Consider the following 13,419-nt stretch of genomic DNA (forward strand, 5'->3'; position numbering starts at 1 on the left):
CTGCCGAATACACCTGCGGGGACTCAAGTGTTCTGCATACATGCGGGGTCTTGGAAGACGCCACCTGTGTTGCAGGTTTCGGCGGTCTGTCTTCGTAATACTCCAAAACGTGTGACAGAAAAAAGTACTTTGACGCTTTTTTGAAGTTTATTTTTCAGAATGACCAATAACACTTGGCGGACTGACATCACCCGTTTACAGTCGGAGATCAACCTGCAGTAAAATCTCGCTTGAAATCGCTCCATCCCCAATGTTTACGGGCTTTCGCCGCTTTCAGCGAAACGCGTCCTGACAGTCTTCCCAGCCGATCCCGACCGGCGCCGTTTGCGTCACCAGCCACGGCAACGCCGTTTTCACGCCATCCTGCTTCGCATTGAAATTGATCACCCCATGCCGCCACAGCAGCATCAGGCTCAGCACCCGTTGCGCACTCTGGTTGCCCTTGAGTTTGCCGGCGCCGTCCTGGGCGTCGATGTCCCATAGCGCTACTTGCAAACCCTGGGTCCTGAAGAAGCCTTCGGCATCGGAACGGCGCTGACCATCGGGCGGACGGAACAGTGGCACGTAGTTCTCCGGCAGCTTGCTCTTGACCAGTTCGGCGCTGCGGCGCACCGAGTCCTGCCAGTCCTGCCAGTGGCTGTGGGACCGGAACTCCCAGCCCTGTACGCCGATGCACTGGGTCGAGTAGGTCGCTTGCAGGTTACTCACCGAATGTTCGGCCAAACGGGCCTGGATGTCCTTGCCAAGAACGAAGAATGTGCCGTTCATGTTCGACTTGCGCAGGTACTCGGTGACCCAGGCCGTATTGTCCGGCGCGGCGTTGGCGGCGCTGTCGAAAGTCAGCAGAAACAGCCGATCATGCATCTCGTCGCCAGTGTGCTCATAGTCGCCAAAACGATCGACTTCGCTGCTGGTTTGCGGGAACAAAGCGGCCTTGCGCAACTGTTCGTCCAGGTACTGGGTGTGGAACACACGGCTCGGCTCGGCCCACTTGATGTAGTAGCTGTCTGTACTGACCTGGAACCTGGTGGCCTGCTCGCGCAGGGTGGGCATGTCCTCGACCAGAAAACAGAAAGAGGCGTCCTGGTCGCAACTCTGTTGGGCGTAGTTGTAGTTGGTCAGCAGTCGTTGCCACATGCGCTGGCGAACCCGGTTGACCGACTCCAGATTGATCGTGCGCAGGCCCAGGCGCTGGGCCAGGGCGGGTTCATCCAGCGACTCGCTGGCCAACAGGACACTGGAAAACATGAGGATCTCGGCCCTCGACGCCACGTCGAACAGCGTCGGGTTACCGAGCTTTTCCGGCCAGGTGCTGCGATCGAGCGTCGCCACATCGCCCGGTGCCGCGATAGCGCCAAAGCTCAGTAGCCAGATCGAGATGAGAAAAGCGATACGCAATGGGATGTCTCCATAACAAAACCCGCGCGGCACTATAGCTGATCCGCCCCGGATTCCCGCTGCAACCGCCAAACTACTGTGGGAGCGAGCCTGCTCGCGAATGCGGTGTGTCAACCTCAACAATGCCAGCAGGTAGATCGCTTTCGCGAGCAGGCTCGCTCCCACAGGGTTTGGTGCAAGGCCACCGGCCATCACCTATGGACGCCATAGCTGGAGTCAACACGAACAACCCCCTAGAATCGCCACCACGATTAAAGGAGACGACTTCATGCTGATGGTGATTTCACCCGCCAAGACCCTCGACTATGAAACACCGCCGGCGACCCAGCGCTTCACCCAGCCGCAGTACCTCGACCATTCCCAGGAGTTGATCCTGCAATTGCGCGAGTTGTCCCCGTCGCAGATCAGCGAATTGATGCACGTTTCCGACAAGATTGGCGGGCTCAACGCCGCGCGTTTCGGCAGCTGGACGCCCGCGTTCACCCCGGAAAATGCCAAGCAGGCGCTGCTGGCATTCAAGGGCGACGTGTACACCGGCCTGGATGCGCAAACCTTCAGCGAAGCCGATTTCGACTATGCCCAGCAACATTTGCGCATGTTGTCCGGCCTGTACGGACTGCTGCGCCCGCTGGACCTGATGCAACCCTATCGCCTGGAAATGGGTACCAGGCTGGCCAACGCCCGGGGCAAGGACCTGTATGCTTTCTGGGGTACACGCATCAGCGAATGGCTGAACGAAGCCTTGGCTGATCAAGGCGATGACGTGCTGCTCAACCTGGCGTCCAACGAGTACTTCTCGGCGGTCAAACGCAACGCCTTGAACGCACGCATCATCAACACCGAGTTCAAGGACCTGAAGAACGGCCAGTACAAGATCATCAGCTTCTACGCGAAAAAGGCCCGCGGCATGATGAGCCGCTTCGTCATCGAAGAACGCATCAACGATCCGGCGGCCCTCATGCAATTCGACGTTCAAGGCTATCGCTACAGCGCCGAACAATCCAAACCGGACAATCTGGTGTTCCTGCGCGATCACGCACCAGAGTGATGCATCCAGTCGGCGCACGACCTCTACAACCCTCGTGCGTCGACCCTTGATTCACTTCAGCCTTCCCCCGCCATTTCGCCATTTCTTTGGCGCCAAAAATACATCTATGCGTTTTCTAACTTTAGTTTCACTCGACTTCAATCATTTTTTTGCGTAGTGGCACTGACTTTTTTTAGCAGTAGTGGCAAAAAACTATCCGCCCCAATTATCCGCCTATATATAAAGGGCGAAACGGCAAGTGCTATCAGTTTGAGAGCAGTGCCATCTTTCTCAATATTTCAAAAAATTTCAGTTTTCACGATGGGCGGACTGGAACTATGTCCAAACGCGCCGCTCATACCACCGGTAACGAATCTCGCCGAGCCTGTACGAGATAACTTACGCAGATAAGCGATTCGTGTAGCGAAGTTGTAATAATAACTTGTGCCGACTAATCACTGATTTGGACAACAGCAAGCGGACAGGAGATAACGCGATATGACTATCCCCTACAAGGCCAAGGCAGCGCCCCTATAGACGTGCTCCCCCGAGCACCCAACCGCTTGATCCACGGGCTTTCGGCCTGAGATCAAGCGTGCAAGACCTTTGCACCTGCACCTTTTTGAAAAGAGGATCGGCTGCATAACAGGGCAATTCATAACAACAAGGCCTAGTTGCGCACACCTTGAGTGCATTTATTTAGACACTCGTAACTTATATGCCAGCACACGGCATCGTTGCGCCTGTAAGGCGTACTTGCGAGTGCACTATCACCGCTGAACACCATTAACTCCGGCCATCTAATGGCTTGATCAATACAGAGGTAATTGCGATGCGCATCAGCATTTTCGGTTTGGGTTACGTCGGCGCAGTATGTGCCGGTTGCCTGTCTGCACGGGGTCATGACGTCGTTGGCGTCGATGTGGCCAAAGACAAGATCGACATGATCAATGCCGGCAAATCGCCGATTGTTGAACCCGGCCTGGGCGAACTTCTGGCCCAGGGCATCCAGACCGGTCGCCTGCGTGGCACCACCAACTTCGCCGAGGCGATTCGCGACACCGACCTGTCGATGATCTGCGTGGGCACGCCGAGCAAAAAGAACGGCGACCTGGAGCTGAACTACATCGAGGCGGTATGCCGCGAAATCGGTTTCGTCCTGCGTGACAAGACCACCCGCCACACCATCGTCGTACGCAGCACCGTGCTGCCGGGTACCGTGGCCAACGTGGTCATCCCGATTCTCGAAGACTGCTCCGGCAAGAAGGCCGGTGTTGATTTCGGCGTGGCCGTGAACCCTGAGTTCCTGCGCGAAAGCACCGCCATCGCCGACTACGACCAGCCGCCAATGACCGTCATCGGCGAGTTCGACAAGGCGTCCGGCGACGTTCTGCAATCGCTGTACGAAGAGCTCGACGCACCGATCATCCGCAAGGACATCGCGGTCGCCGAGATGATCAAGTACACCTGCAACGTGTGGCACGCCACCAAGGTCACCTTCGCCAACGAAATCGGCAACATCGCCAAGGCAGTTGGCGTCGACGGTCGCGAAGTGATGGACGTGGTCTGCCAGGACAAGACCCTCAACCTGTCCCAGTACTACATGCGCCCGGGCTTCGCCTTCGGCGGCTCGTGCCTGCCAAAAGACGTGCGCGCCCTGACCTACCGCGCCGGTTCCCTGGACGTGGAAGCGCCGTTGCTCAACTCGCTGATGCGCAGCAACGAATCCCAGGTACAGAACGCTTTCGACATCGTTTCCAGCCACGACAAACGCAAAGTCGCCCTGCTGGGCCTGAGCTTCAAGGCTGGCACCGACGACCTGCGCGAAAGCCCGTTGGTTGACCTGGCGGAAATGCTGATCGGCAAGGGCTATGACCTGAGCATCTACGACAGCAACGTCGAGTACGCCCGCGTTCACGGTGCCAACAAGGACTACATCGAGTCGAAGATCCCTCACGTCTCGTCCTTGCTGAACTCCGATTTCGACGCGGTGATCAACAACTCCGACGTGATCATCCTCGGCAACCGCGACGAGAAATTCCGCGCGCTGGTGCAGGAAGTTCCGCACGGCAAGCAAGTGATCGACCTGGTCGGCTTCATGTCCAAGGCCACCAGCACCACTGGCCGCGCCGAAGGTATCTGCTGGTAAGGCAGCCGCAAGCTTCAAGCTCCAAGCCGCAAGTTCAAAGCTCCTCGCTTGGGGCTTGAAGCTTGGGGCTTGCAACTGACTTAAGGATTCCGATTATGCACAGGCTAAAACACGGCCTACTCCAGGCCGCCGGTTGGCTGTTCTACCTGAGTTTACTGATGGGCCTCGCCATGGCGTTGCCCGTGTCCACGTTCGACTCCGAGTCGAAGGACTTCATTTTCCTGATTGGCGCCGTGGGTATCTGGCGCTACTCGATGGGTGCCACCCACTTTGTGCGCGGCATGATTTTTCTGTACATCGTCTACCCGTACCTGCGGCGCAAAGTGCGCAAGCTGGGTAAAGCGGCTGACCCGTCCCACGTGTTTCTGATGGTCACCAGTTTCCGCATCGACGCCCTGACCACTGCACAGGTCTACAGCTCGGTGATCCGCGAAGCCATCGACTGCGACCTGCCGACCACCGTGGTCTGCTCCATCGTGGAAATGTCCGATGAACTGCTGGTGAAAAGCCTGTGGAACCGGATGAACCCGCCGTCCCGGGTCAAGCTCGACTTCGTGCGCATTCCCGGCACCGGCAAACGCGATGGCCTGGCCTACGGCTTCCGCGCCATCTCCCGTCACCTGCCGGACGACCGTGCCGTGGTGGCCGTGATCGATGGCGACACCGTGCTCGGCGAAGGCGTGGTGCGCAAGACCGTGCCCTGGTTCCAGCTGTTCGGCAATGTCGGCGGCCTGACCACCAACGAGTTCTGCGAAGTGCGCGGCGGCTACATCATGAGCGAATGGCACAAGCTGCGTTTCGCCCAGCGCCACATCAACATGTGCTCGATGGCCTTGTCCAAGCGCGTGCTGACCATGACCGGCCGCATGTCGGTATTCCGCGCCACCGTGGTCACCAACCCGGACTTCATCGCCGACGTGGAAAGTGACTCGCTGCAACACTGGCGCCTGGGTCGCTTCAAGTTCCTCACCGGCGATGACAAGTCGAGCTGGTTCAGCCTGATGCGCCTGGGCTACGACACGTTCTACGTGCCCGACGCGGCGATCAACACCGTTGAACACCCGCCGGAAAAGAGCTTCATCAAGGCCAGCCGCAAGCTGATGTTCCGCTGGTACGGCAACAACCTGCGGCAGAACTCCCGTGCCCTGGGCCTGGGGATCAAACGCCTCGGCGTGTTCACATCGGTGGTGCTGTTCGACCAGCGCGTGTCGATGTGGACTTCGCTGCTGGGCCTGACCGTGGCACTGATCGCCAGCTTCAAGTACGGCACCGCGTTCATCCTGGTGTACCTGCTGTGGATCGGCATCACCCGGTTCATCCTGACCTTGTTGCTGTCGTGCTCCGGACACCGGATCGGCCCGGCCTACCCGGCGATTCTCTATTACAACCAGATCGTCGGCGCGCTGGTGAAGATCTACGTGTTCTTCCGCCTCGACCAACAGTCCTGGACCCGCCAACCCACTTCTCTGACCCGTGATCTCGCCAGCTTTCAACGTTGGTTCAACACCTGGTCGTCTCGGGCCATGACCTTCTCTGCCGGCAGCATTTTTGTCGCCGTGCTGCTGTTGATGGTCTGACCGCCCCCTTATTGAATTAACCAGGAAATCGCCCTTATGAATACCGCCGTCAACGCCAACGTAGTGCACGAATCCGAAGCCCAGCGCCAACACGCCCGAGTGAAAATCCCGGCCAAGTTGCGCTTCTTCGGCCCTGACCGGACACCGGTCGAAGCCCGGGTGATCGACCTGTCCGCCGGTGGCCTGGCGTTCAACGCCGGTCAATTGCCGCTGAAAATGGGTGACGTGTACAAGGCCCGCCTGCAATTCGTCATCGACAACCTCGGCCTGGCCATGGACGTCGAGTTGCAGGTCCGCTCTTTCGATCGCGAGACCGGACGCGCCGGCTGCCAGTTCCAGAACCTGGAGCCACGGGACATCTCGACCCTGCGCCACCTGATCACTTCGCACCTGGCCGGCGACATCGTCAGCGTGGGTGAAATGCTCGCGACCCTGCAACGCGACAACTTCACCAAGGCGCGCAAGGTCAAGGACGGTGGCCATGGCATGACCGCGTTCGGGCGCATGAAAGCCGTGACCTTCAGCCTGGGGGTCTTCGTAGTTGGCCTGGCGGCGTTCGGTTTTGTTTTCAAATCGGTGTACGGCATGTACTTCGTCAGCCACGCCCAGGCCGGCCTGGTCAGTGTGCCTGGCGTGAACATCACCATGCCTCGCGACGGTACCGTGCAGAGCCTGATAAAAACCGACGGCGTAGCCGCCAAAGGCGCACCGCTGGCGACCTTCAGCACCAGCATGCTCGACGTGCTCAAGGGCCACCTGGACGAAGACCAACTGCAACCGGCCAAGGTTGAAGAGCTGTTCGGCAAACAAATGACCGGCACCCTGACCTCGCCTTGCGACTGCACCGTGGCCCAGCAAATGGTCGCCAACGGTCAGTACGCCAGCAAGGGTGACGTGATCTTCCAGCTGGTGCCGCGCAACAGTGAAGCCAACGTAGAAGCGCGCTTCTCCTATCGCCAGTTCAGCGACGTGCGCCCGGGTACTTCGGTGCGCTTCCAGATCGCCGGCGAAGACCACTCTCGCACCGGCAAGATCGTCAGCAGCACCAGCCTGAAAAGCGCCGACCTGTCCTCCGACATCCGCGTGCTGATCCAGCCGGACGAAACCCTGGACAGCTCCCTCGCCGGTCGTCCGGTGGAAGTGAGCAGCGACCGAGGCCCGAACCTGAACTGGCTGATCGACAAAGCCATGGCTGTTGGTCTGTAACCGGAGGACATGCCTGTGACGACTCCACCAAACTTCAGAACACCACAATCCCTGTGGGAGCGAGCCTGCTCGCGAAGGGATCAGCGCGGTCAGTCTGATACACCGAGTCGCCTGCTTCGCGAGCAGGCTCGCTCCCACATGGGGTCTCTGTGTGCCATTGCCTTGGCGGTGAGCCTGGCCGGCTGCGCCGGCCTGCCCGACCAGCGCCTGGCCAACGAAGCGCTCAAGCGCGGTGATACCGTCACCGCGGCGCAGAACTACCGGCAACTGGCAGACCTGGGCTACAGCGAAGCCCAGGTCGGCCTGGCCGACATCCAGGTCGACAGCCGTGACCCGGCGCAGATGAAACAGGCCGAGGCGACTTACCGCGCCGCGGCCAGCGTTTCGCCGCGCGCCCAGGCACGCCTCGGTCGCCTGCTGGTGGCCAAGCCCGGCTCCACGGAAGCCGAGCATCACGAAGCCGAAACCCTGTTGAAAAAAGCCACTGCCGCGGGCGAAGGCAACACGCTGATCCCGCTGGCAATGCTGTACCTGCAATACCCGCACAGTTTTCCCAACGTGAATGCGCAACAGCAAATCAGCCAATGGCGCGCCGAGAACAAACCGGAAGCCGGTCTGGCGCAAGTGCTGCTCTATCGCACCCAGGGCACCTATGACCAGCATCTGGATGACGTGGAAAGAATCTGCAAGGCCGCGCTCAACACCAACGACATCTGCTACGTCGAGCTGGCCACGGTCTATCAGAAACAGGCCAAGCCTGAGCTACAGGCCGAGCTGATCAAACAGCTGCAAGCGGCTCACGCTCGCGGCACTGTTTCGGCGCAGCGCGTCGACAGCGTCGCCCGCGTGCTCGCTGATTCGTCCCTGGGCAAGACCGACGAGAAAACCGCACAGTCGCTGCTCGAACCGATCGCACCGGGTTACCCGGCCTCGTGGGTCTCCCTTGCGCAACTGCTCTACGATTTCCCCGAACTGGGCGACGTCGACCAGATGATGAAGTACCTGGACAACGGTCGCGCCGCCGACCAGCCTCGCGCCGAACTGTTGCTGGGCAAGCTCTACTACGAAGGCAAACTGGTGCCGGCCGACGCCAAGGTCGCCGAAGCGCACTTCCAGAAAGCCGTCGGCCGCGAAGTCGCCGCCGATTACTACCTCGGCCAGATCTACCGCCGTGGCTACCTGGGCAAGGTCTACCCGCAGAAAGCGCTCGACCATCTGTTGACCGCTGCGCGCAACGGCCAGAACAGCGCCGACTTCGCCATCGCCCAACTGTTTTCCCAAGGCAAGGGCACCAAGCCTGACCCGCTCAACGCCTATGTCTTCAGCCAACTGGCTCTGGCCCAGAACACGCCGCAAGCCACCGAGCTTGCGCAAACACTCCAAACGCAACTGCCGCCTGACCGGCTGGCCGAGGCCCAACGCCTGTTGAAACAAGAACAGGCCGTGCGCGGTGCCCTGAGCCCGAACACGCCGGAACTCAAAGCCCTGCAAGACGAAGACGGCGAGGAATCCCTATGAAGCTCAATCCATTCATGAAGGCCGGCATTGGCCTGACATTCGCGCTGATCTGGTCCTGCCCGACGCTTGCTGCGATCACTGAAACCAAGAACTTCGGCCTCGAAGTGAAAATCACCGGCCAATCCGAAGACGACAGTGATCTGGGCACCGCTCCTGGTGGCGACGTCAATGGCGTCGGCCTCGACCTGCGTCCGTGGGTCTATGGCGAAAGCGGCGCGTGGAGTGCCTACGCCATGGGTCAGGCGGTGACGTCCACCGACATCATCGAGACCGATACCCTGCAACAGTCCGACGGTACCCAGACCACCGACAACGGTGATCGCAAGGCCAAGAAAAACTACCTGGCCATGCGTGAGTTCTGGGTCGGCTACAGCGGCTTCACGCCCTACCCCGGCGAGATCCTCAAGTTCGGTCGCCAGCGCCTGCGCAACGACGACGGTCAATGGCGCGACACCAACATCGAAGCCCTGAACTGGACCTTCGACACCACCTTGCTGCGGGCCAACGTCGGTATCGCCGAACGCTTCAGCGAGTACCGCACCGATCTGACCGAGCTGGCGCCCAAAGACAAGGATCGCCTGCACGCCTACGCCGATGCCGCATACCAGTGGACACCCGGTAACTGGGTCGGCATTCGCGGTCATCACACCCATGACAACGGCAAGCTCGACTTCCCGGAGCCAGGTGTACCGGCTGATTCGCTGGACAAGAAACAGAACGGCGACATCAGCTGGATCGGCCTGACCGCCGACAGTGATGCCTACAACTGGCGCAACACCAACACCGTCAACTACTGGGGCAGCATCACCGGCATGCGCGGCGACACCGACACGGTCAACCCACTGAACGCCGATGGCACGCCGCCGGCTGAAGCCAAGCGCGGTGAAGACCTCAACGGCTGGGCCACCGATGTCGGCGTGCGTTTGCGCCTCGACCCGCAATGGCAAGTCGGTGCCGCCTATGCCCGCGCCAGCGCCGAGTACCAACAGAACGGCCTGGAAAGCAATCGCTCGAACTACACCGGCACCCGCTCGCGGGTACACCGTTTCGGTGAGGCCTTCCGTGGCGAAATGAGCAACATGCAGACCGCCACGCTGTTCGGTTCGTGGATGCTCAACGACGAATACGACGCCAGCCTTATCTACCACAAATTCTGGCGCGTCGACGGCAACAAACCGATCGGCAACAACGGCATCAACGCGGTCGAGAACAACACCGACGACGTCACCGGCGCGATCCTCTCCAGCACTTCGCTGCCGCTGAACGATGGCGAGAAAGACCTCGGTCAGGAGATGGACCTGGTGGTCACCAAGTACTTCAAGCAAGGCCTGTTGCCGGCGGCGCTGAGCCAGTCCATCGATGAGCCTTCGGCCCTGGTGCGTTTCCGCGGCGGTGTGTTCAAGCCGGGCGATGCCTACGGCAAGGAAGTCGATTCGTATATGCACCGCGCGTTCATCGACGTGATCTGGCGCTTCTGATGCAAGCCGCGAAGGGAGTGCCCGACATGAACAATTCGAAGCGAGGTTCGCTCACCTTGTTGGCCGGCGCGATGCTGCTGGCAAGCTCGGCCGGCTTCGCCAATGTAGAGCCGGCCAAACCGGCACACGCGGCCACCATCGCCAAGGAACTGCAACAGGCCAAGACCTACACCGTCAGCAGCGCACCGACCGAGCCGCTGGAACTGGCCACGCCGAAGCTGCCGGACCTGTCGGGCTACACCGCCGAGGCCGTCGCCGCGAAAATCGTGCGCAGCAAGGCCGGTAAAATCAGCGTGCGCCGGATGATGCAGGAAGACGCCCTGAAGGACTTCATCGGCGGCGACAACAAGATGGCCGAGTGGGTGGTGCGCCAGCACGGCATCCCGCAGGCGATCTTCGTCGACGACGGCTACATGAACCTCAAGGACCTGGCGAAGAAGCAACCCAAGTACGTCATCGAAACCGCACCTGGGGTTTACCTGGCGAAGTTGCCGATCGTGGTCGGTCGCCACGGCATCCTCGAAATCGACAAGCAGACCCAGGAGCTGCGCCTGTCCCAAGAAGCCGGTTCGTTCCTGGTCAACGACGGCCAACTGTTCGTGCGCGACACCAGGATCACCGGCTGGCGCGAGAAGGACAACGGCCCGGCGACATTCAACTCGCCGAAGGAATTCCGTCCGTTCCTGCTCGCCTGGGGCGGCACCGAGACTTACATCGCCAACAGCAAGATCGCCAGTTTCGGCTACGCCAACAGTAAGTCCTATGGCGTGAGTATTTCCCAGTACACGCCGAACATGGCCAAGGTGCTCAAGCGTCCTGAACCGACCGGCTGGATCGTCGGCTCCGAATTCTCGGACATGTGGTACGGCTTCTACTGCTATGAAACCCGCGATTTCGTGGTCAAGGGCAACACCTACAAAGACAACATCGTCTACGGCATCGACCCGCACGACCGTTCCCACGGTCTGATCATTGCCGACAACACGGTGTTCGGGACCAAGAAGAAGCACGGGATCATTATTTCCCGTGAGGTCAACGACAGCTTCATCTTCAACAACCGCAGCTACGACAACCACCTCTCGGGGCTGGTGATCGACCGTAACAGCGTGAACAACCTGATCGCCCACAACGAGATCTACCAGAACCACACCGACGGCATCACCCTCTACGAGAGTGCCGACAACCTGTTGTGGGGCAACCGTGTGCTGAGCAACAAGCGCCACGGCATCCGCATTCGTAACAGCGTGAACATTCGCCTGTACGAAAACGTCGCCATGGCCAACGGCCTGACCGGCGTCTACGGGCACATCAAGGACCTGAGCAACACCGACCGTGACATCAAGCTCGACCCGTTCGACGCCCAGGTATCGCTGATCGTGGTCGGTGGTGAACTGGCGGCCAACGGCAGCGGGCCGCTGTCCATCGACTCGCCGCTGAGTGTCGAGCTGTATCGCGTATCGATGCTCGCACCGACCAAATCCAGCGGCATCAGCTTCACCGGCATCCTTGGCGATCGCCAGGATGAAATTCTCGACCTGCTGGTGCGCCAGCAGAAAGCCGTGCTGATCGACCCTGTCGAACGCCAGACCGAAATGCGGGACTGAGGACAATCTTATGCACCCACACTTGATCAAATTACTCAGCCTGTCGGCTCTGACCGCCGGCATTCTCGCCGCCAGCGGTGGCGCGCGTGCCGATGAAGTCCAGGCCCCGAAGTTCAGTGCCGAACCGTGCTGCAGCCTGTGCCCGGCCGCCCACGACGCAAAGAACTACACCACCCGTTATCAGCAGAACTTCACCACGCTGGTACAGGCCCAGGGCGACTGGCTGTTCCGCACCCAGGAAGACCTGCGCACCGAATTCGACACCACGCCCGCCGGCTACAAGCGCATGAAACAACTGCACGATGCGTTCAAGAGCAAAGGCGTGGAACTGGTCATCGTGTACCAGCCGACCCGTGGCCTGGTGAACCGCAACAAGCTCAACCCGGCGGAGAAAGCCAGCTTCAACTTCGACAAGGCGCTGCAGAACTACAAGACCATGCTCGGTCGTTTCGCGCAGATGGGCTATGTCGTCCCGGACCTTTCGCCGCTGACCAACGAGTCGTTGCCCGACACCCTGCCCGCCCACGATTTCTACTTCCGTGGCGACCAGCACTGGACGCCGTACGGTGCCCAGCGCACGGCGAAAATCGTCGCCGAGAAGGTCAAGCAGATGCCTGAATTCGCCGACATTCCCAAGCGCGAATTCGAGACCAAAAAGTCGGGGCGCATGGGCAAGACCGGAACCCTGCACAACATGGCCGGTCAACTCTGTGGCACCAGCTACGCGATCCAGTACATGGATCAGTTCACCACCGAACCGAAGGGCGAAGCGGGCGATGGCGATCTGTTCGGTGATTCCGGCAATCCGCAAATCACCCTGGTGGGCACCTCCCACAGCGGCAAGAACTACAACTTCGCCGGGTTCCTCGAAGAAGCCATCGGTGCCGACATCCTCAACGTGGCATTCCCCGGCGGCGGCCTGGAAGGTTCGATGCTGCAGTACCTGGGCAGCGACGAGTTCCAGAAGAACCCGCCGAAAATTCTCATCTGGGAATTCTCGCCGCTGTACCGCCTCGACCAGGAAACCATCTACCGCCAGATGATGGCGTTGCTGGACAACGGTTGCGAAGGCAAGGATGCGCAGATGTCCGGCAGCGCCACGCTCAAGCCGGGCAAAAACGAGTTGATGGTCAACAGCAAGAACATGGACCTGCGCAACAGCAGCCACCAGGTCGACATCCGCTTCGCCGACACGTCGGTGAAAACCCTGCAAGCCACCCTCTGGTACATGAACGGTCGCCACGAGGACATCAAGATCGACAAACCGGAAACCTCCGAGACTGACGGGCGTTTCGCTTTCGAGTTGCGCACGGATGAAGACTGGGCCTCGCAGAACTTGCTGGCCGTTGAAGTCCAGGGCCCCGAAGCCGGTGCCGCGCCTCGGAAAGTCGAAGCGAAAATCTGCAAACGCAACGTATTCCCGGGTGCCGAGCAGCGTACTGCTTCGGTCGGGCAATGAGGT

At 60.1% G+C, this 13,419-nt stretch carries 9 protein-coding genes; 8 read left to right on the forward strand and 1 reads right to left on the reverse strand.

The window, feature by feature from the left end; genetic code table 11:
* Window positions 1-273: 273 nt before the first annotated feature.
* Window positions 274-1,398 (reverse strand): polysaccharide deacetylase family protein, encoded by a 1,125-nt coding sequence (locus tag ACEN8E_RS24480; RefSeq protein WP_495590197.1) that lies wholly within the window; start codon window positions 1,396-1,398, stop codon window positions 274-276.
* 268 nt (window positions 1,399-1,666) lie between these two features.
* Between ACEN8E_RS24480 and yaaA the strand changes: the two genes are divergently transcribed.
* The 8 genes from yaaA to ACEN8E_RS24520 all read left to right on the forward strand — a co-directional run bounded on the left by yaaA (window position 1,667) and on the right by ACEN8E_RS24520 (window position 13,416).
* A complete protein-coding gene (yaaA, locus tag ACEN8E_RS24485) occupies window positions 1,667-2,446 on the forward strand; it encodes a peroxide stress protein YaaA (RefSeq protein WP_495590198.1) in 780 nt (259 codons plus the stop codon).
* A gap of 811 nt (window positions 2,447-3,257) precedes the next feature.
* Window positions 3,258-4,574, forward strand: a complete 1,317-nt coding sequence (locus tag ACEN8E_RS24490) for a nucleotide sugar dehydrogenase (protein ID WP_102671021.1) — start codon at window positions 3,258-3,260, stop codon at window positions 4,572-4,574.
* A 95-nt stretch (window positions 4,575-4,669) separates the two neighbouring features.
* The gene (alg8, locus tag ACEN8E_RS24495) at window positions 4,670-6,151 is read left to right on the forward strand and encodes a mannuronan synthase (RefSeq protein ID WP_495590199.1); all 1,482 of its coding nucleotides are present in this window, start codon (window positions 4,670-4,672) and stop codon (window positions 6,149-6,151) included.
* 36 nt (window positions 6,152-6,187) lie between these two features.
* Window positions 6,188-7,357 carry a PilZ domain-containing protein gene (locus ACEN8E_RS24500; protein ID WP_495590200.1) on the forward strand — a complete coding sequence of 390 codons (1,170 nt, stop codon included), beginning with the start codon at window positions 6,188-6,190 and terminating at the stop codon, window positions 7,355-7,357.
* Window positions 7,358-7,366: 9 nt separating this feature from the next.
* The gene (algK, locus tag ACEN8E_RS24505) at window positions 7,367-8,875 is read left to right on the forward strand and encodes an alginate biosynthesis TPR repeat lipoprotein AlgK (RefSeq protein ID WP_495590201.1); all 1,509 of its coding nucleotides are present in this window, start codon (window positions 7,367-7,369) and stop codon (window positions 8,873-8,875) included.
* Window positions 8,872-10,353 carry an alginate export family protein gene (locus ACEN8E_RS24510; RefSeq protein ID WP_495590202.1) on the forward strand — a complete coding sequence of 494 codons (1,482 nt, stop codon included), beginning with the start codon at window positions 8,872-8,874 and terminating at the stop codon, window positions 10,351-10,353. The genes algK and ACEN8E_RS24510 overlap by 4 nt, the downstream gene beginning before the upstream one ends.
* 26 nt (window positions 10,354-10,379) lie before the next feature.
* A complete protein-coding gene (algG, locus tag ACEN8E_RS24515; RefSeq protein ID WP_495590203.1) occupies window positions 10,380-11,957 on the forward strand; it encodes a mannuronan 5-epimerase AlgG in 1,578 nt (525 codons plus the stop codon).
* 10 nt (window positions 11,958-11,967) lie between these two features.
* Entirely contained in the window at window positions 11,968-13,416 is a 1,449-nt protein-coding gene (locus tag ACEN8E_RS24520) for an alginate O-acetyltransferase (RefSeq protein ID WP_495590204.1), read from the forward strand.
* Window positions 13,417-13,419 lie beyond the last annotated feature (3 nt).

The organism is Pseudomonas sp. Pseusp9 (assembly GCF_059491265.1).

Coding starts and splice junctions, on each gene's coding strand:
- ACEN8E_RS24490 (WP_102671021.1), top strand. CDS start 3,258: ATGCGCATCAGCATTTTCGGTTTGGGTTACGTCGGCGCAGTATGTGCC.
- algG (WP_495590203.1), top strand. CDS start 10,380: ATGAACAATTCGAAGCGAGGTTCGCTCACCTTGTTGGCCGGCGCGATG.
- ACEN8E_RS24520 (WP_495590204.1), top strand. CDS start 11,968: ATGCACCCACACTTGATCAAATTACTCAGCCTGTCGGCTCTGACCGCC.
- yaaA (WP_495590198.1), top strand. CDS start 1,667: ATGCTGATGGTGATTTCACCCGCCAAGACCCTCGACTATGAAACACCG.
- algK (WP_495590201.1), top strand. CDS start 7,367: ATGCCTGTGACGACTCCACCAAACTTCAGAACACCACAATCCCTGTGG.
- ACEN8E_RS24500 (WP_495590200.1), top strand. CDS start 6,188: ATGAATACCGCCGTCAACGCCAACGTAGTGCACGAATCCGAAGCCCAG.
- ACEN8E_RS24510 (WP_495590202.1), top strand. CDS start 8,872: ATGAAGCTCAATCCATTCATGAAGGCCGGCATTGGCCTGACATTCGCG.
- alg8 (WP_495590199.1), top strand. CDS start 4,670: ATGCACAGGCTAAAACACGGCCTACTCCAGGCCGCCGGTTGGCTGTTC.